Genomic DNA, 18,042 nt, shown 5'->3' on the forward strand with positions numbered 1-18,042 from the left:
GCAGTGCTCAGCGCCCCATCTGTTCCAGCGCCTTGTCAGCCATCTCCCGGGTCAACTCGCCAGCCGACCGCTGTCGCCCCAGGCGCAGCGCCTGGCCCGCCCACAGGTTGCTGAAGTCGCTGTTGCCCTGCGGGTCGCGAATCGCCCGCAATGGCATCAGCGCCCCTCCAGCCAGGGGGAAGTGCGGTGCCAGTGGGCTCATCGGCCCCAGCTCACGCATGATGCGGTTGTTGATGCCCCGGGCAGGGCGGCCGGTGAACAGGTTGGTCAGCGCCGTGTCGCTGGCCGGCGCGCTGTCCAGGGCGCGGCGGTGCGCCGGCGACACCTTGGCCTGCGGGCAGAACAGGTACGCGGTGCCGACCTGCACCGCCGAGGCGCCGAGCGCCAGGGCGGCGACCAGGCCACGGTGGTCGCCGATACCGCCGGCGGCGATCACCGGCAGGCGCACCGCGTCCACCACCTGGGGCACCAGGGCGAAGGTGCCGACCTGGCTGGTGATGTCGTCGCTGAGGAACATGCCGCGGTGGCCGCCGGCTTCATAACCCATGGCGATGATCGCATCGCAGCCGTTGGCCTCCAGCCATACCGCTTCCTCTACCGTGGTGGCGCTGGACAGCACCTTGGCGCCGCTGGCCTTGACCCGTTGCAGCAGGTCGGCGCGGGGCAGGCCGAAATGGAAACTCACCACCTCCGGGCGCAGTTGCTCCACCAGCTGGCAGCTCTGCTCATCGAAGGGCGCGCGGTTGGATACCGGGGTCGGGGCGTCGAAGTCGGCGCCCACCTCCTCGTAGTACGGCTTGAGCGCCTGCTTCCAGCGTGCCTCGCGCTCGGCATCGGGCGCTGGCGGCTGGTGGCAGAAGAAATTCAGGTTGAGCGGGCCCTGGCAACTGGCGCGGAAGGCCTCGATCTCGCCACGCACCTGCTCGGCAGAGAGCATGGCACAGGGCAGGGCGCCCAGCCCGCCGGCATTGCCCACGGCGATGGCCATGGCCGAGCCGGTGGCGCCGGCCATGGGGGCCTGCAGGATGGGCAGTTGGATGCCCAGCAAATCGAGGATACGGCGGTCTGGCCAGGTGCTCATGCGCTACTCCTGTCAAAGGGGGGGGCCGGTCAAAGGGCCTTGCTGACCTGGATGTCGCTGATCTTCTCGGCGTCCTCGCCGTGGATCTTGCGCAGCGCTTCCAGGGCCTGCTCGTGGGAGGCGTTGGGCATCACGGCGAAGTCCCAGCGGCGCTCGCCGTCGAGCTTGTACTTGATGACGTATTTGATGGTCTGGGTCATGGCGGGCCTTATCCGAGTTTCGACGACGAGCGACGGATGATCTTGATCTTGTGGGTGAAGGTCGGCTTGCGCGTCACCGAGATCGGCCGTGGGCTCACGGTATCGATGGTGATGTTCCAGAAACCGGTGCTGGGCACGGTGATCTTGGCCGGGAAGCGCACGAAGTGGCCACCATGGTAGGTGTGCCGGCCGCCATTCTTGAAACTGCGGAAGTTGGCGTCGTTCATCAGGCGGATGTTGCAGCGCTGGGAACACTCGATGACGACCACGTCGTCCTCGTTGAGGTGCTCGCGCTGGTGTACGAATTTCATGTGATGCTCCGCAAGGGTCGGTTTTGCAAAGACGAAAGATACCACGATGTCGGGGTGCGCTTGCGCCTGCCATGGCCGGCACGGGGATAAATCCGCCAAAGCCGGGAGCAAATCGGCCCGGCCGTTGTCCAACGGTTCCTGTGTGATGTCTGTGTGATGCAAGGGGTAGATCGAATGAAGTGGGTGGTGGCGGCGGTGTCGTTGGCGTTGGGTGGTTGTGTCAGCGTTTCGGAGCTGGAGCAGTCGAGGGAAACGCTCGACGTGATTTCCGGAAAGACACCGCGTGAGTATGCCGATTGCGTCAAGTCCAGGCTGGCCGACAGCCGTGATCCGTTGGTGGAGGAGCCGCGTGGCGACGGCCTGCGCCTGATCGTGCCGCAGAAGCTGGCCGCTGGTGCCGGCCCTGCGGCACTGGTGGATATCGACAAACGCGGCAGCGGCAGCAGCATCAAGCTGCACGAGCGGCTGAACAACTTCCCCCTGCGCCTGGGTGACGTGCGTACTGCGGCTACCCAGTGCATCTCCGGTTCTTGATCCAGCTCAGCAAATGAGCGATTAGCAGGCGGACTGCCATTCTCCTTGTCCGGTGGGCGTTGTTCCCCACCGGCGATAGGCCTACTATTTTCAGGCTTATATCGTTTAAGCCTAAGCTTATAACAAGGAAATGGAGCGTCCCGTGATGAACCCGTTGAGTCGTGTCGTGATCGGCAGCCTGCTGATCCTGGCCTGGCCTTCGGCGCATGCCGTCGATGGCCAGAAAGTCTTCACCCAGGGCGGGCAGAACCCCGCCGCCATGGCCTGCCTGGGCTGCCATGGCCCGGATGGCAAGGGCATCGCCGCCGCCGGCTTCCCGCGCCTGGCCGGCCTGCCGGCTGGATACCTGAGCAAGCAACTGGATGATTTCCGCGCGGGCAGCCGCAAGCAGGCGGTCATGGAGCCGCTTGCCAAGGCATTGAGCGATGAGGAAATCAAGGCTGTCAGCGCCTACCTGGCCAGTATGCCGGCCGACCCCGCACCTGACCTGCGCCGCCAGCAGATGGCCACGGACCCTGTGTCCAGGCTGGCGCTGTACGGCGACTGGAGCCGGCAGATACCCGGCTGTGTGCAGTGCCACGGCCCAGGCGGCAGCGGTGTTGGCGAACACTTCCCGCCGCTGGCCGGGCAGCCGGCCGCCTACCTGGTGGCGCAACTCGACGCCTGGCGCGACGGCAGCCGTCGCAACGACCCCAATCAGTTGATGGTCGGCGTGGCCAAGGCCATGACCGACGAGGAGGTCAAGGCGATCGCCGCGTTCTTCGCCCAGCCCGCCAGCCAGGAGGTCAAGCCATGAAACCGATGCTTCCAGCCCTGTTGCTGATTGCCCTGGGCAGCGCCCAGGCGGCGCCCATCGCGATGGAGGACCAGTCCCAGCTCAAGGTGCCCGGCAGCCAGGCGGCCCCGGTGTTCACCCCGCCGGCGGAGAGCGACCTGCCCGACAACGCCTTCGGCCAGATGGTCCGCGAGGGCCATGCGCTGTTCGTCGATACCCGTCGGCTGATGCCCGAGGCGGTGGGCAACGGCATGAACTGCAGCAACTGCCACCTCGACCAGGGGCGCCTGGCCCATTCCGCGCCGCTGTGGGGCGCCTACCCGATGTACCCGGCCTATCGCAAGAAGAACGACAAGGTCAACACCTACGCCGAGCGTATCCAGGGCTGCTTCCAGTTCAGCATGAACGGCACGCCGCCGGCCGCCGACAGCCCGCAGATGACCGCCCTCAGCGTGTACTCCTACTGGCTGGCGACCAAGGCAGCCACCGGCGTGGAGAGCCCGGGCCGTGGTTACCCCGAAGTGCCACAGCCCAAGGGGGGCTATGACTTCACCCGGGGCCAGCAGGTCTACCGTGAGCAGTGTGCGATCTGTCACGGCGACCAGGGCGAGGGGCAGAAGGTGGCCGGTGAATACGTGATGCCGCCGTTGTGGGGCAAGGACTCCTACAACTGGGGCGCCGGCATGCACCGGATCAACACCGCGGCGTCCTTCATCAAGCACAACATGCCCCTGGGGCGGCCTGGCAGCCTGAGCGACCAGCAGGCCTGGGACGTGGCGGCCTGGATCAATCGCCATGAGCGGCCCCAGGATCCGCGTCTGGTGGAAGGCTCGATCGAGAAGACGCGGCTGAAGTTCCATGCCAACGACGGGGTCAACCTGTACGGGCAGAAGGTCGATGGCGTGCTGGTCGGGCAGGGGACTGGCGGCTGATCGTGGCAACGGGGCTGCTTTGCAGCCCTGGATGTCTGGGTGGTGTTCCCTACCGTTGTCACATCCCCGCCCCCAGGTTGTCACAGCCCTGCAATGGCGCCTGGGGTGCAATGGCTGCAATCTTCGCAAGGGAGCGTGGCCATGGAACTCTGTGTGATCGGGGCGGGGTATGTGGGGCTGGTCACGGCGGCGTGCTTCGCCGAAATGGGCAACCGCGTGGTCTGCCTGGAGCGCGATCCGGCGCGCCTGGCACAGTTGCGCCAGGGCCAGTGCCCGATCTACGAGCCCGGCCTGCACGCCTTGCTGCAGGCCGGGCTGCGCGCTGGCCTGCTGAGTTTCACCGAGCAGTGGGAGTTGGCCTTGGCCAAGGTCGACGTGGTGTTCATCGCTGTCGGCACACCGAGCCAGGAAGATGGTTCGGCGGATCTGCAGCATGTGCTGGCGGTGGCCGACAGCCTCGCTCGCCACCTCACCCGGCCGTGCCTGGTGGTGAACAAGTCGACCGTCCCCGTGGGCACCGCCGAGCGGGTGGGCCAGCGCATCGCCAGCGGCCTGCGCGAGCGCGGCGCACGCTTTGCCGTGGAGGTCGCGAGCAACCCGGAGTTCCTCAAGGAAGGCAGCGCCGTCGACGACTTTATGCGCCCGGACCGCATCATCATCGGCAGCGACAGCGAGCAGGCCAGCCAGTGCTTGCAGCGGCTCTACGCACCCTTCGTGCGTAACCGCGAGCGGGTGCTGGTGATGTCGCCGCGGGCCGCGGAATTCAGCAAGTACGCCGCCAATGCCTTCCTCGCCGCCAGGATCTCCCTGGTCAACGAACTGGCCGGGCTCTGCGCGCGCCTGGACGTGGACATCGAGCAGGTACGCCGGGGTATCGGCAGCGACCGGCGCATCGGCAGCCACTTCATCTATGCCGGCTGCGGCTACGGTGGTTCGTGCTTCCCCAAGGACGTGCGGGCATTGATCCACTGCGCCGAGCAGGCCGGCTACCCGCCTGACATCCTGCGTGCCGTGCAGGCGCGCAACGATGTGCAGAAGACCATGCTGTTCCAGGCCCTGCGGCAGCACTTCGGTGGTTTTTTGCGCGGGCGCAACGTGGCGATCTGGGGGCTGGCCTTCAAGCCGGGGACCGACGACCTGCGCGAGGCGCCCGGCCTGGTGCTGCTGGATGCCCTGCTGGCAGCAGGCGTACAGGTCCAGGCCTGCGACCCGGCGGCGCTGCCAGGGGTCGCCGCGCGCTACCCGCAGGCCCTGGCCTCGGGCCAACTGCACCTGACGCACGACCCCTATGCCTGTGTCGAAGGCGCCGACGCCCTGGTACTGGTGACCGAGTGGAAGCAGTTCCGCCAGCCGGACTTCCCGCGTGTGCGTGGCCTGATGCGCATGCCGGTGCTGTTCGATGGGCGCAATATTTACGATCCCTCGGAACTATCTACACTGGGTTACCTCTATCATGGCATCGGTCGGCCACGGGCGGGGCATTGTAAGGTGACTGCCGCCTGATTAGACTGCGCCGAACTCCACAGGCCCAGCCTTTGTTTTAAGGACGTATATGATCAAGAAATGCTTGTTCCCGGCAGCCGGTTACGGCACCCGCTTCCTGCCCGCTACCAAAGCCATGCCCAAGGAAATGCTGCCGGTGGTGAACAAGCCGCTGATCCAGTATGGCGTCGAAGAGGCGCTGGATGCCGGCCTGAACGAGATTTCCATCGTCACCGGCCGCGGCAAGCGCGCCCTGGAAGACCACTTCGACATCAGCTACGAGCTGGAAACCCAGATCAAGGGCACCGACAAGGAAAAATACCTGGTCGGCATCCGTCGCCTGATCGAGGAGTGCTCGTTCTCCTATACCCGCCAGACCGAAATGAAGGGCCTGGGCCATGCCATCCTCACCGGCCGCCCGCTGATCGGCGACGAGCCCTTCGCCGTGGTCCTGGCCGATGACCTGTGCGTCAACCCGGAAGGCGACGGCGTGCTGACCCAGATGGTCAAGCTGTACAATCAGTTCCGTTGCTCGATCGTCGCCATCCAGGAGGTCGATCCGCAGGAGACCAACAAGTACGGCGTGATTTCCGGCGAGATGATCCGCGATGACATCTACCGGGTGAACACCATGGTCGAGAAACCCAAGCCGGAAGATGCCCCGTCCAACCTGGCGATCATCGGCCGCTACATCCTGACCCCGGACATCTTCGACATCATCAAGAACACCGATCCGGGCAAGGGTGGCGAGATCCAGATCACCGACGCCCTGATGCAGCAGGCGCAGAACGGTTGCGTGATCGCCTACAAGTTCAAGGGCAAGCGTTTCGACTGCGGGGGCGCCGAAGGCTACATCGAGGCGACCAACTTCTGCTTCGAGAACTACTACAAGGCCGGCAAGGCTTATTGAGCCTCGAGCCATGAGCGGCGAGCGGGCGGCGGTGTGACCGCCGTTTCTTGCAGCGTGAAGCTTGCAGCTCGCCACAAAAAGAGCCACCCTCGGGTGGCTTTTTTTGTGGAGTCTGGATTGTGGCCTACGATTTTGATCTGTTCGTGATTGGCGCCGGTTCCGGCGGTGTGCGTGCGGCGCGCTTCGCTGCGGGCTTCGGCGCGAAGGTGGCGGTGGCCGAGAGCCGCTACTTGGGGGGGACCTGTGTCAACGTCGGTTGCGTGCCGAAGAAGCTGCTGGTCTACGGCGCCCATGTGGCCGACGAGCTCGAGCAGGCCGCAGGCTTCGGCTGGACCCTGGAAGAGGGGCATTTCGACTGGGGCACGCTGATCGCCAACAAGAACCGCGAGATCGAGCGGCTCAATGGCATCTACCGCAACCTGCTGGTCAACAGCGGCGTGACCCTGCTGCAAGGCCATGCGCGCCTGACCGGCGCCCATGAGGTCGAAGTCGAGGGCCAGCGCTATACCGCCGAGCACATCCTCATCGCCACCGGCGGCTGGCCGCAGGTGCCGGACATCCCGGGCAAGGAACTGGCGATCACCTCCAACGAGGCCTTCTACCTCAAGGCGCTGCCACGGCGCATCCTGGTGGTCGGTGGCGGCTACATCGCGGTGGAGTTCGCCGGTATCTTCCAGGGGCTGGGCGCCAGTACCACCTTGCTGTATCGCGGCGACCTGTTCCTGCGGGGCTTCGACGGCTCGGTGCGGAGCCACCTGAAGGAAGAGCTGGAAAAGCGCGGCCTGGACCTGCAGTTCAACAGTGACATCCAGCGCATCGACCAGCAGGACGATGGCAGCCTCAAAGCCACTCTCAAGGACGGTCGCGAACTGGTCGCCGATTGCGTGTTCTATGCCACCGGCCGCCGCCCGATGCTCGACGACCTGGGCCTGGAGAACACCGGCGTTGAGCTCGACACACGCGGCTTCATCCGCGTCGATGAGCAGTACCAGACCACCGAGCCATCGATTCTCGCCATCGGCGATGTGATCGGCCGTGTCCAGCTCACCCCGGTGGCCCTGGCCGAAGGCATGGCCGTGGCGCGCCGGTTGTTCAAGCCCGAGCAGTACCGCCCGGTGGATTACCAGAACATCCCCACCGCGGTGTTCAGCCAGCCGCCGATCGGCACCGTGGGCCTGACCGAGGAGCAGGCGCTGGAGGCCGGGCACAAGGTGCAGATCTTCGAGAGCCGCTTCAGGCCGATGAAGCTGACCCTGACCGACATCCAGGAGAAGACCCTGATGAAGCTGGTGGTCGATGCCGAGACCGACAAGGTCCTGGGATGCCACATGGTCGGGCCGGACGCCGGCGAGATCATCCAGGGCCTGGGCATCGCCCTCAAGGCCGGTGCGACCAAGCAGCAGTTCGACGAGACCATCGGCGTGCACCCGACGGCGGCCGAGGAGTTCGTGACCCTGCGTACGCCTTCCCGCTGACCTGCAATGCCTATTCGCGGGCTTGCCCCGATGCCCTGGCAGTTGGGGCCGCTTTGCGCCCCATCGCGGGCAAGCCCGCTCCCACAGGGGCCGCGTAAAGCCCCTATCAGTTCTCTGCGTGACAGCGCAGCCCAAAGACTGGGTAATCTCCCACAGGTACGAGTCGTACCCTAGATGACGCGGTTTGCAGGGACTCTGTGGGAGCCGGCTTGCCGGCGATGGGCTGCAAAGCAGCCCCAGCTGTTTGACTGACAGCCCCGCGCAATCCTTTGCTCAGCTCGAACCCTTCTATTAATAAACCCCGGTTATAGCCAAAACCAATCAGCAGCATGAGGTTTGCCAATGAGCCTTTCCCGGTCCCATTGGTTAGGATTCTCTCCGTCAACGATTTTCAACCCCATGAAGGAGCGTCTCTCATGCCTATCATCAACAGCCAGGTCAAACCGTTCAACGCCACTGCCTACCACAACGGCGAGTTCGTCGAGGTGAGCGAGGCCGACCTCAAGGGCAAGTGGTCCGTCGTGTTCTTCTACCCAGCCGACTTCACCTTCGTCTGCCCGACCGAGCTGGGCGACCTGGCCGACAACTACGAAGAGTTCCAGAAACTCGGCGTGGAAATCTACGGTGTGTCCACCGACACCCACTTCACCCACAAGGCCTGGCACGACACTTCGGAAACCATCGGCAAGATCAAGTACCCGCTGATCGGTGACCCGACCCACGCCATCGCCCGCAACTTCGACGTACTGATCGAGGAAGCCGGCCTGGCCGACCGCGGTACCTTCGTGATCAACCCCGAAGGCCAGATCAAGATCGTCGAGATCAACGACGGTGGTGTAGGCCGTGACGCCAGCGAGCTGCTGCGCAAGGTCAAGGCTGCCCAGTACGTCGCCGCCCACCCGGGTGAAGTCTGCCCGGCCAAGTGGAAAGAAGGCGAGGCCACCCTGGCCCCTTCGCTGGACCTGGTCGGCAAGATCTAAGACCGTGCGCCAGCCGCGGGCGGTGAGCAGCCGCCACACCTGAAGCTGTCACCGCCCCGTCGAACGCCCGGGCGCACCTGCCTGGGCGTTTTTGTTTGAAGAGATTGAAAAAGGAAATCGCCCGTATGTTGGACGCCACGCTTAAATCGCAACTCAAGGCCTACCTGGAGCGGGTCACCCAGCCGATCGAGATCGTCGCTTCCCTCGACGACGGCGCGAAGTCCCGCGAACTGCACGACCTGCTGGTGGAAATCGCCGGCCTGTCGAACCACATTACCCTGCGCGAGGACGGCACCGACGCCCGTCGTCCATCGTTCTCGCTCAACCGCCCCGGGGCCGATATCAGCCTGCGTTTCGCCGGCATCCCCATGGGCCATGAATTCACTTCCCTGGTGCTGGCCCTGCTGCAGGTCGGCGGCCACCCGTCCAAGGCCAGCGCAGAGGTGATCGAACAGATCCAGGCGCTCGAAGGTGAGTTCCTGTTCGAGACTTATTTCTCGCTGTCCTGCCAGAACTGCCCAGACGTGGTCCAGGCCCTGAACCTGATGGCGGTGCTCAACCCCAACGTGCGCCATGTCGCCATCGACGGCGCGCTGTTCCAGGACGAGGTCGAGGCACGCAAGGTCATGGCCGTGCCCAGCATCTACCTCAACGGCCAGGTCTTCGGCCAGGGCCGCATGGGCCTGGAGGAGATCCTTGGCAAGATCGACACCAATGCCGGTGCCCGTCAGGCCGAGAAGATCAACGCCAAGGACGCCTTCGACGTGCTGGTGGTCGGCGGTGGCCCCGCTGGCGCCTCCGCCGCCATCTACGCGGCGCGCAAGGGCATCCGCACCGGCGTTGCGGCCGAGCGCTTCGGCGGCCAGGTGCTCGACACCCTGGCCATCGAGAACTTCATCTCGGTGCAGGAGACCGAAGGGCCCAAGCTGGCTACCGCGCTGGAAGAGCACGTCAAGCAATACGACGTCGACATCATGAACCTGCAGCGCGGCGAAGCGCTCATCCCGGCCACCGATGGTGGCCTGCACGAAGTGCGCCTGGCCGGTGGTGCCTCGCTCAAGGCCAAGACCGTGATCCTGGCTACCGGTGCCCGTTGGCGCGAGATGAACGTGCCGGGCGAGCAGGAGTACCGCGCCCGTGGCGTGGCCTACTGCCCGCACTGCGACGGCCCGCTGTTCAAGGGCAAGCGCGTGGCGGTGATCGGCGGTGGCAACTCGGGCGTGGAAGCGGCCATCGACCTGGCCGGCATCGTCGCCCAGGTGACCCTGATCGAGTTCGACAGCCAGCTGCGCGCCGACGCGGTGCTGCAGCGCAAGCTGCACAGCCTGCCGAACGTCAAGGTGATCACCAGCGCACTGACCACCGAGGTGCTGGGGGATGGCGAGAAGGTCAACGGCCTGCGCTACAAGGACCGCACCAGCGACGAGCTGCATGAGCTGGCGCTGGAAGGCATCTTCGTGCAGATCGGCCTGCTGCCGAACACCGACTGGCTCAAGGGCACCGTCGAGCTGTCGCCGCGTGGCGAGATCATCGTCGATGCCAAGGGCCAGACCAACATCCCCGGCGTGTTCGCTGCCGGTGACGTGACCACGGTGCCCTACAAGCAGATCGTCATCGCCGTGGGTGAGGGCGCCAAGGCCTCCCTGGCAGCCTTCGATCACCTGATCCGGACCTCGGCACCGGCGTAAGCTTGTAGCGAACCCTTCGCGGCGGTCCGGCGCGAAGGGTTCGTCACGCATGGCTCAAGTCAATCAGGTTCACCGGGTGTCTATGCTTAATCAGACACTTTCGGGAATCTCATCCATGACCCTGATCAGCCGCGAACCCTGGTGGTTCGAGCCACCCAAGCCCGGGCAGAAGGAGCAGGACCTGCACTGGGGCTACCTGGAAATCTACGCCGACGGGCGCACCGTATTCGTCGACCAGCGCCCCAGCGACCGGGAGCTGGCCGAACGCAAGAGTTGCCGCAACTTCCCCGACCCCGAACAGCCCTGACTCAGCCTTCGAGCTGGGCCAGGCGTGCCTCCAGTGCGGCGATCCGCGCCTCCAGCGCCTCGATGCGCTCCTCCGACACGTTGCTGGCGCCACTGCGCTCGCCGCCACCCTGCTGGCGCGCGGCGAGGATCGCCTCGATCTCCGCCGGGTCGCCCAGGGCATGGGTGTAGCGGTCCTCGCGCTGGCCGGGCTGGCGTGGCAAGTGCAAGGCCAAGCCGCGCGACACCAGGCGTTCGAGCTGATGCTGGACCTGGTCGATGTCTTCGAAGTCGTGCAGGCGGTTGCTGCGGGTCAGCAGTTCGTTGAGGGTCTGTGGCCCGCGCAGGAACATCAGCCCCATCAACACCAACTGCGCCGGTACCAGTTCCAGGCCCTTGTCCACCCGCTGCTCCCAACGGTCGGCGCGGCTGCCCATCTGCAGGCGGGTCATGCCTTGCCCTTCCAGGGCGCGCAGCGCCTGGCCGACCTGGCCGGGGGAGAGGTTCATCACCGGTTCCCGGCTGGTCTTCTGGTTACAGGCCAGGACCAGGGCGTTGAGGGTCAGCGGGTAGGTTTCCGGGCTGGTGGCCTGCTTTTCGATCAGCGAACCGAGCACGCGGATCTCGATGCTGTTGAAGCGGCCTTCGCCTGCGGTTTCGTGTTCTGACATGGCCCTGTCTCATTGCGAGGAAAAGGCCACTAGCCTAGGTAAAGCGCTGGGCTTAATCAATCGGGGGCGCCGATCTCAAGAGCGGCGCGGGCTTTGGGGGAGCGGGCTTGTCGGGGTGCCGAACCGCCGCGAAGGGGCCGCAATGCGGCCCCGCTGACTCAAGCGCTACGCCGCTCCTGCGCCTGGCACGCCGCCGCGGTGAACAGCACGTCGGTGGAGGAGTTGAGCGCGGTTTCCGCCGAGTCCTGCAGTACGCCGATGATGAAACCGACCGCCACCACCTGCATGGCGATCTCGCTGGGGATGCCGAACAGGCTGCAGGCCAGCGGGATCAGCAGCAGCGAGCCACCGGCCACGCCCGAGGCGCCGCAGGCGCAGATCGCCGCCACCACGCTGAGCAGCACGGCGGTAGGCAGGTCCACGGGTATACCCAGGGTGTGCACGGCAGCCAGGGTCAGCACGGTGATGGTGATGGCGGCGCCGGCCATGTTGATGGTCGCACCCAGTGGGATCGACACCGAATAGGTGTCCTCATGCAGGCCGAGTTTTTCCGACAGCGCCAGGTTGACCGGGATGTTGGCTGCCGAGCTGCGGGTGAAGAACGCCGTGATGCCGCTTTCGCGCAGGCACAGCAGCACCAGCGGATAGGGGTTGCGACGGATCTTCCAGAAGACGATCAGCGGGTTGACCACCAGGGCCACGAACAGCATGCAGCCGATCAGCACGGCCAGCAGGTGCAGGTAGCCGAGCAGGGCATCCAGGCCGGACTGGGCCAGGGTCGAGCTGACCAGGCCGAAGATGCCGAGCGGGGCGAAGCGGATCACCACGCGCACGATCAGGGTGACGCCGTTGGACAGGTCCTCGACCACGGTACGGGTGGTCTGCCCGGCGTGGCGGATGGCCACGCCCAGGCCGATGGCCCAGGCCAGGATACCGATGAAGTTGGCATTGAGCAGGGCATTGACCGGGTTGTCGACGGCGCTCAATAGCAGGCCCTGGAGGACTTCGCCGATGCCGCCGGGGGCGCTGAGCGAGGCTTCGCCGGTGCTCAGCACCAGGTTCGAGGGGAACAGCATGCTGGCGACTACGGCCACCACCGCCGCGGCGAACGTGCCCAGCAGGTAGAGCCAGAGGATCGGGCGGATGTGGGTTTCCTGGCCGTGGCGGTGGTTGGCGATCGACGCCATGACCAGGATGAACACCAGCACCGGCGCCACGGCCTTGAGGGCGCTGACGAAGACCTTGCCGAGGAACGCAAGGTCACGGGCTGCGGCCGGGGCGAGCAGGGCCAGGACGATACCGGCCACCAGGCCGATGCAGATCTGCGTTACCAGGCCGGTGCGGTTGATGAGGCGGAGGACGGGGGTCATGTGCAGCAGAATCTCGTTCTTGTAAAAACCGGCCACTCTACCACAGGCCTTGGCTGACCGGTGCTGCATGGCCGTGGGGGGGCGTTGCGCAAGGCGCCCTCATGACCCCGCCGAAGTCACCAATGAAACAATTCCCGCCGCGCCCCCTCGGTAATCGCCACGATCCCCGGGTGCTTCACCTTCCGCTCCACGGAAATGGCATAGAACGACTCGTGCACCGCCTCGGTCTGCCCGATCAGTTGCACGCCATACTGCCGGCACACTTCCTCGGCGATCACGCTGGGCGCGACGAAAATGCCACTGCCGGACTGGCCGAAGGCCTGCATCAGGGCGCTGTCGTCGAATTCGCCGACGATCCGCGGCTGCACCTGCTGCTCGGCCAGCCAGCGCAGCAGGCGGCTGCGCACCACGGTTTCCTGGCCGGGAACCAGCAGCGGTGCATCGTCCAGGCAAGCGGGAAACGGCCGGTCATGGCGGTGGGCCAGGGCAGGGGTGGCGAAGAAGCTAAGGCCGCATTCGCCGAGCTTCTGGCTGTAGCCCTTGATGTCCAGGTGGCTGGGCATCGGGCTGTCGGAAATCACCAGGTCCAGGCGCTGGATGGCCAGGTCGGCGAGCAGGCGTTCGAGCTTGTCTTCGCGGCAGTTGATGCGCAGCACGCTGTCCAGCTCCATGGTCGGCGCCAGCAGGCGATAGACGATGGACTTGGGGACCACGTCGGCCACGCCCACGCGGAACAGGATCTGCTCCTGGGGCCCGGCCCGCAGCATGGCTTCGAGCTCGCCGCCGATCTGGAACATCTGCTCGGCGTAGGCCAGGGCCTGGCGGCCGGTCTCGGTCAGCTCGAGCTGGCGGCCGACGCGCTGGAACAGCTCCAGGCCGTAGGTCTGCTCGAACAGGCTGATCTGGCCGCTGATGGTCTGCGGGGTCAGGTTCAACTGTTCGCTGGCACGGGCGATGCTGCCGGTCCGGGCCACCACCCAGAAGTAATGAAGCTGGCGGTAATTGAGCATCCTGGATGTCCAATGTTCGTAAAAGCCGAAGTATAACCGCCAAAAATACGAATTTTCCTGATGTATTGCGCTCTCTAGAATACGACCCCATCAGGCGCCAGGGGCGCCAGCGTAATATCGACGAGCGAGGACTTCATGCTGCAACTCAAATCCATCGGCACCCCCTTGGTGCTGGTTCTGGCACTGTTCACCATGGCGGGCTGCGACCAGGCCGAGAAATCCGCCCAGCAGATGCTCGACCAGGCCGCCGAGTCGGCCAAGCAGGCCATCGACAAGACCAACGACGCTGCCCAGCAGGCCCTGAGCGAAGCGCTCGGCTCCCAGGGCGAAAAGCCCCAGGCCGATGAAGGCCAGCGCAAGACCCAGGACATCTGACCCAGACCCGACTTAGGATCGACCAATGGAATATTTGCTGGAACTCGCCGCAAGCCCTACCGCCTGGGTTGCCCTGGCCACCCTGGTGGCCATGGAAATCGTGCTGGGTATCGACAACCTGATCTTCATCTCCATCCTCACCAACAAGCTGCCCGAGGCCTACCGTTCCAAGGCGCGGCGCATCGGCATCAGCATGGCCCTGATCATGCGCCTGGCGCTGCTTTCCACCGTGGCCTGGATCGTCCAGCTGACCGAGCCTGTGATCGATGTCTTCGGCCAGAGCTTCTCCTGGAAGGACATGATCCTGATCGCCGGTGGCCTGTTCCTGTTGTGGAAGGCGACCAAGGAAATCCACGAGAACGTCGACCCGCGCGGCGCCAAGGAAGAAGCCAAGGCCGGTTCCACCGTGACCCTGGGCTTCGCCGCCGCCATCGGCCAGATCCTGCTGCTCGACATCGTCTTCTCGGTCGACAGCATCATCACTGCCGTGGGCATGACCGAGCACCTGCCGATCATGATCATCGCCGTGATCTGCGCTGTGGTGGTGATGCTGGTGGCCGCCGACCCGCTGGCCAAGTTCATCAACGACAACCCGACCGTGGTGATGCTGGCCCTAGGCTTCCTGATCATGATCGGCATGACCCTGATCGCCGAAGGCTTCGGTGCCCATGTGCCGAAAGGCTATGTGTATGCCGCGATGGCCTTCTCCACGGCGATCGAAGTGCTCAACATCCTGGCGCGCCGGGCGCGGGTGAAGCGCGAAGCCGCGCAAGGCTGAGGGCTGGGGCCTTGTATAGCGAAAGGGCTGCGTTGCAGCCCTGGGACTATCCGATCAATGCGCACCCGCATGCCGCCGGGCACGACGCACCGGCTGTGGCTTGGGCTGGGCTTGGGGGGGCAGGTGGTGATGGTGGGCGTGACGGCGCACGATGCGCAACACACCCCACAGCATGGCGGCTGCGACACTGAGCCACATACCTACCAGCATGAGGATTGCCATTGTCAGGCTCATGTGTGCCTCCTTCTCTCAGGCGGGCTGCGCTCGCCTTCCAGACACTGCTTTAGTCTAGCGCGTTGCCCGTGACGTTCCATTGACCGAAGGTCTATTCCCTTGGGCCGATTCGTTCCAAGCCGGTGCCGGGCTATACCCAAGCGCGTGCCCGGCCTATGATCGGTACCCATGGCCGGGCGCTGCCTGCCTGGCGTCGAACAAGCGAGTGTCCATGTTGCAAGATTCCTTCACCTCACGGGCCACGGGCCCGCGCCGCCTGCTGGCCGCGTGCCTGGTGATCGCCAGCCTGGCCGGATGCGCCGGCACGCCACCTCCCGCGCCCAAGGGCCTGCCGCAGCGGGTCGAGATCAGCAGCGTGCCGTTCTACCGCGGCAATGCCAATCACAGCGGTGCCATGGCCCTGGCGGCGGTCCTCTCGCAGCAGGGGGTGGGCATCACCCCGGGCCTGCTGGACAAGCCCTTGAACCTGCCACAAGGTGTCGACGCGCTGGAAACCGGCATTGCGAGGGTGGCACGGGAGTACGGCATGGTCGTCTACCCGCTGGACAAGCGCCTGGACGCCCTGCTGGCCCAGGTGGCCGCAGGCAATCCCGTGCTGCTGCGTTACCAGGAGGGGGCGGCCTGGTGGAGCGAGCCGCGCTATGCGGTGTTGATCGGCTATGACAGCTACAAGCAGCGCGTGTTGCTGCGCTCAGGGATGCATCGTCGGCAACTGATGGCATTCGACGACTTCCAGGCGGCATGGGCGAAGGAGGGGCGTTGGGCGGTGCTGGTGCAGCCGCCACGGCAACTGCCGGCCCAGGTGGACCGACAGCGCTGGCTGCAGGCTGCCGACGAATTGGCCCGGGCGGGCCAGGAGATCGCGGCGAAGCAGGCGGTGCGCAGCCTGGGGCAGTGACTTTGCCTGTACCGGCCTATTCGCGCCGAACCGCCGCGAATAGGCCGGTACAGCCAGCAACTACCTCAACTGACGGGTACCGGCATGGCGGTACCCGCCAACCAGGGACTCAGATCCCCAGACGGTCGCGCAGGCTGTAGTACCAGGCGCCGAGGGCGCTGAACGGCACGCGCAGCAGCTGACCACCCGGGAACGGGTAGTGCGGCAGGCCGGCGAAGGCATCGAAACGCTCGGCCTGGCCGCGCAGGGCCTCGGCCAGCACCTTGCCCGCCAGGTGGGTGTAGGTGACACCATGGCCGGAGCAGCCCTGGGAGTAGTAGATGTTGTCGCCGATACGGCCGACCTGCGGCAGGCGCGACAGGGTCAGCAGGAAGTTGCCGGTCCAGGCATAGTCGATCTTGACGTTCTTCAACTGCGGGAAGGCCTTGAGCATCTTCGGACGAATGATCGCCTCGATGTTCGCCGGGTCACGGGCGCCATAGACGACGCCGCCGCCGAAGATCAGGCGCTTGTCGCTGGTCAGGCGGTAGTAGTCGAGCAGGTAGTTGCAGTCCTCGACGCAGTAGTCCTGCGGCAGCAGGGTGCGCGCCAAGTCTTCGCCCAGCGGCTCGGTGGTGATCACCTGGGTGCCGCAGGGCATCGACTTGGCCGCCAGTTCCGGCACCAGGTTGCCCAGGTAGGCGTTGCCGGCGACGATGATGAACTTGGCGCGCACCTTGCCCTGCGGGGTGTGCACGACCGGGTTGGCGCCACGCTCGATGCGCACGGCAGGGGTCTGTTCGTAGATCACGCCGCCCAGCGACTCCACGGCGGCAGCTTCGCCCAGGGCCAGGTTCAGCGGGTGGATGTGGCCGCCGCTCATGTCCAGCATGCCGCCGACATAGTTGTCGCAGGCGACCACTTCACGGATACGCTTCTGGTCCATCAGCTCCAGCTGGGTATGGCCGAAGCGCTCCCACAGGCGTTTCTGCGACTCCAGGTGGCCCATCTGCTTGGCGCTGAGCGCGGCGAACACGCCGCCGTCCTTCAGGTCGCACTGAATGTTGTACTTGGCCACGCGCTCACGGATGATGCGGCCGCCTTCGAAGGCCATCTGGCCCAGCAGTTGCGCCTGCTTCGGGCCGACGGTGCGCTCGATCACGTCGATGTCGCGGCTGTAGCTGTTGACGATCTGGCCACCGTTGCGGCCCGACGCGCCGAAGCCGACCTTGGCAGCCTCGACGATGCTCACCTTGAAGCCGTTTTCCAGCAGGAACAGCGCGCTGGACAGGCCGGTGTAGCCGGCGCCGATGATGCAGATATCCGTCTCCACCTCACCCTGCAGCGCCGGACGTGGCGGCACCGGGTTGGCCGAGGCGGCGTAGTAGGACTGGGGGTAGGGGGTATTGGCCATGCTCGGGGAACCTCGTGTTTTATATTTTTAACGAATGTACCGATGCTATCAATAATAATAAACACCCGCTAGTCGTCTGTTGAAAATCCTTTACTCGGCCCTGGTGCTGGCTTCTGTCCAAATATTTTTTAGATTCAGTGGGTTAGCGTGAAAAAAACAGTTGACACCGATTTTGGAATGCGTAGAATGCGCCCTCATCGACAGGCACATAGCTCAGTTGGTTAGAGCACCACCTTGACATGGTGGGGGTCGTTGGTTCGAGTCCAATTGTGCCTACCAAACGAAAGTCCCGGTTTACGGGCATGAAGAAGGGCGATCCGCAAGGGTCGCCCTTTTTCGCTTTTGCAAAAGCCCACTGGATCTCGGCGACCCTGACGCAGGCCGCCGACGTCCATGCAAAAGCTGTCAGAGCACGTTCGCGGCACGTATCCTCGGGCCGCTGTGGGGCAACCTGGACAGCGCCACGGTGCAGCAGGCCAATGCCCGGCGCAGCTATGACGTGCAGCCGGTGAAGCTGGACAACCTCGATGAGCAGCAGCGCATCGCCGATGCGTTCTACCGCGAAGGCTTGCTGCCCAAGCCGGTGGATGCGCGAGCGGTATCTGTATTCGAGCCGCTGGGCGAATGATCGTCGCGGCGGGCTAGCCGGGCAGAGCGCGA

At 65.1% G+C, this 18,042-nt stretch carries 19 protein-coding genes, 1 tRNA gene and 2 pseudogenes; 14 read left to right on the forward strand and 8 right to left on the reverse strand.

The features are described from left to right. Positions 1 to 7 precede the first annotated feature (7 nt). From ACDI39_RS01240 to ACDI39_RS01250, 3 genes are read right to left on the reverse strand one after another with little or no spacing between them, the layout of a single operon-like run. Entirely contained in the window at positions 8 to 1,081 is a 1,074-nt protein-coding gene (locus tag ACDI39_RS01240) for an NAD(P)H-dependent flavin oxidoreductase (protein ID WP_225790743.1), read from the reverse strand. 29 nt (positions 1,082 to 1,110) lie between these two features. Further along, the gene (locus ACDI39_RS01245) at positions 1,111 to 1,281 is read right to left on the reverse strand and encodes a hypothetical protein (RefSeq protein ID WP_486537313.1); all 171 of its coding nucleotides are present in this window, start codon (positions 1,279 to 1,281) and stop codon (positions 1,111 to 1,113) included. Between the two features lie 8 nt (positions 1,282 to 1,289). Further along, a complete protein-coding gene (locus ACDI39_RS01250; protein ID WP_225790741.1) occupies positions 1,290 to 1,592 on the reverse strand; it encodes a DUF1883 domain-containing protein in 303 nt (100 codons plus the stop codon). A 174-nt stretch (positions 1,593 to 1,766) separates the two neighbouring features. Here ACDI39_RS01250 and ACDI39_RS01255 point away from each other — a divergent pair, with 174 nt between their 5' ends. From ACDI39_RS01255 to ACDI39_RS01295, 9 genes are all read left to right on the forward strand, one after another. Then, positions 1,767 to 2,126, forward strand: coding sequence for a hypothetical protein (locus ACDI39_RS01255; protein WP_225790740.1), 360 nt, complete (start codon positions 1,767 to 1,769; stop codon positions 2,124 to 2,126). 145 nt (positions 2,127 to 2,271) lie between these two features. Then, complete coding sequence (locus ACDI39_RS01260; RefSeq protein WP_225790739.1) at positions 2,272 to 2,922, forward strand: c-type cytochrome; 651 nt, start codon at positions 2,272 to 2,274, stop codon at positions 2,920 to 2,922. After that, positions 2,919 to 3,833: a c-type cytochrome gene (locus ACDI39_RS01265; RefSeq protein WP_225790738.1), complete on the forward strand. Its 915-nt coding sequence runs from the start codon at positions 2,919 to 2,921 to the stop codon at positions 3,831 to 3,833. The genes ACDI39_RS01260 and ACDI39_RS01265 overlap by 4 nt, the downstream gene beginning before the upstream one ends. Positions 3,834 to 3,974: 141 nt before the next feature. After that, complete coding sequence (locus ACDI39_RS01270; protein ID WP_253103281.1) at positions 3,975 to 5,336, forward strand: UDP-glucose dehydrogenase family protein; 1,362 nt, start codon at positions 3,975 to 3,977, stop codon at positions 5,334 to 5,336. Between the two features lie 49 nt (positions 5,337 to 5,385). Next, complete coding sequence (gene galU / locus ACDI39_RS01275) at positions 5,386 to 6,225, forward strand: UTP--glucose-1-phosphate uridylyltransferase GalU (RefSeq protein WP_253081190.1); 840 nt, start codon at positions 5,386 to 5,388, stop codon at positions 6,223 to 6,225. 119 nt (positions 6,226 to 6,344) lie between these two features. Continuing rightward, complete coding sequence (gene gorA / locus ACDI39_RS01280) at positions 6,345 to 7,700, forward strand: glutathione-disulfide reductase (RefSeq protein WP_253081191.1); 1,356 nt, start codon at positions 6,345 to 6,347, stop codon at positions 7,698 to 7,700. A gap of 416 nt (positions 7,701 to 8,116) precedes the next feature. Then, a complete protein-coding gene (gene ahpC / locus ACDI39_RS01285) occupies positions 8,117 to 8,680 on the forward strand; it encodes an alkyl hydroperoxide reductase subunit C (protein WP_225790636.1) in 564 nt (187 codons plus the stop codon). Positions 8,681 to 8,805: 125 nt separating this feature from the next. Continuing rightward, on the forward strand, positions 8,806 to 10,368 hold the full coding sequence (ahpF, locus tag ACDI39_RS01290) for an alkyl hydroperoxide reductase subunit F (protein ID WP_225790637.1): 1,563 nt from the start codon (positions 8,806 to 8,808) through the stop codon (positions 10,366 to 10,368). Between the two features lie 115 nt (positions 10,369 to 10,483). Further along, entirely contained in the window at positions 10,484 to 10,675 is a 192-nt protein-coding gene (locus ACDI39_RS01295) for a hypothetical protein (RefSeq protein WP_225790638.1), read from the forward strand. Position 10,676: 1 nt separating this feature from the next. Here the strand turns inward: ACDI39_RS01295 and ACDI39_RS01300 are convergent, their stop codons facing one another. The 3 genes from ACDI39_RS01300 to nhaR form a co-directional block, all read right to left on the reverse strand. Beyond that, entirely contained in the window at positions 10,677 to 11,324 is a 648-nt protein-coding gene (locus tag ACDI39_RS01300; protein ID WP_253081192.1) for a YceH family protein, read from the reverse strand. 158 nt (positions 11,325 to 11,482) lie between these two features. Beyond that, positions 11,483 to 12,694, reverse strand: coding sequence for a serine/threonine transporter SstT (gene sstT, locus ACDI39_RS01305; protein ID WP_225790640.1), 1,212 nt, complete (start codon positions 12,692 to 12,694; stop codon positions 11,483 to 11,485). A 116-nt stretch (positions 12,695 to 12,810) separates the two neighbouring features. Continuing rightward, the gene (gene nhaR / locus ACDI39_RS01310; RefSeq protein ID WP_225790641.1) at positions 12,811 to 13,704 is read right to left on the reverse strand and encodes a transcriptional activator NhaR; all 894 of its coding nucleotides are present in this window, start codon (positions 13,702 to 13,704) and stop codon (positions 12,811 to 12,813) included. Between the two features lie 135 nt (positions 13,705 to 13,839). Here nhaR and ACDI39_RS01315 point away from each other — a divergent pair, with 135 nt between their 5' ends. Both ACDI39_RS01315 and ACDI39_RS01320 read left to right on the forward strand, forming a co-directional pair. After that, positions 13,840 to 14,079 (forward strand): hypothetical protein, encoded by a 240-nt coding sequence (locus ACDI39_RS01315; protein WP_225790642.1) that lies wholly within the window; start codon positions 13,840 to 13,842, stop codon positions 14,077 to 14,079. A 25-nt stretch (positions 14,080 to 14,104) separates the two neighbouring features. Then, positions 14,105 to 14,857, forward strand: a complete 753-nt coding sequence (locus tag ACDI39_RS01320) for a TerC family protein (RefSeq protein WP_225790643.1) — start codon at positions 14,105 to 14,107, stop codon at positions 14,855 to 14,857. Between the two features lie 54 nt (positions 14,858 to 14,911). Here ACDI39_RS01320 and ACDI39_RS01325 read toward each other — a convergent pair whose 3' ends face one another. Further along, the gene (locus ACDI39_RS01325) at positions 14,912 to 15,091 is read right to left on the reverse strand and encodes a hypothetical protein (protein ID WP_225790644.1); all 180 of its coding nucleotides are present in this window, start codon (positions 15,089 to 15,091) and stop codon (positions 14,912 to 14,914) included. A 155-nt stretch (positions 15,092 to 15,246) separates the two neighbouring features. On the opposite strand from ACDI39_RS01325, the pseudogene ACDI39_RS01330 reads away from it, so the two are divergent. Continuing rightward, positions 15,247 to 15,989: pseudogene (locus ACDI39_RS01330) on the forward strand (peptidase C39 family protein). Between the two features lie 109 nt (positions 15,990 to 16,098). On the opposite strand, the gene ACDI39_RS01335 reads toward ACDI39_RS01330, so the two are convergent. Continuing rightward, positions 16,099 to 17,382, reverse strand: coding sequence for an NAD(P)/FAD-dependent oxidoreductase (locus ACDI39_RS01335; protein WP_225790645.1), 1,284 nt, complete (start codon positions 17,380 to 17,382; stop codon positions 16,099 to 16,101). A gap of 202 nt (positions 17,383 to 17,584) precedes the next feature. On the opposite strand from ACDI39_RS01335, the gene ACDI39_RS01340 reads away from it, so the two are divergent. Further along, a tRNA-Val gene (locus ACDI39_RS01340) sits at positions 17,585 to 17,661 on the forward strand. A 139-nt stretch (positions 17,662 to 17,800) separates the two neighbouring features. Then, positions 17,801 to 18,010 (forward strand): annotated as a pseudogene (locus tag ACDI39_RS01345) (ABC transporter substrate-binding protein); the annotation flags it as partial. Positions 18,011 to 18,042 lie beyond the last annotated feature (32 nt).

It is taken from the genome of Pseudomonas sp. Tun-23181 (genome assembly GCF_057415455.1).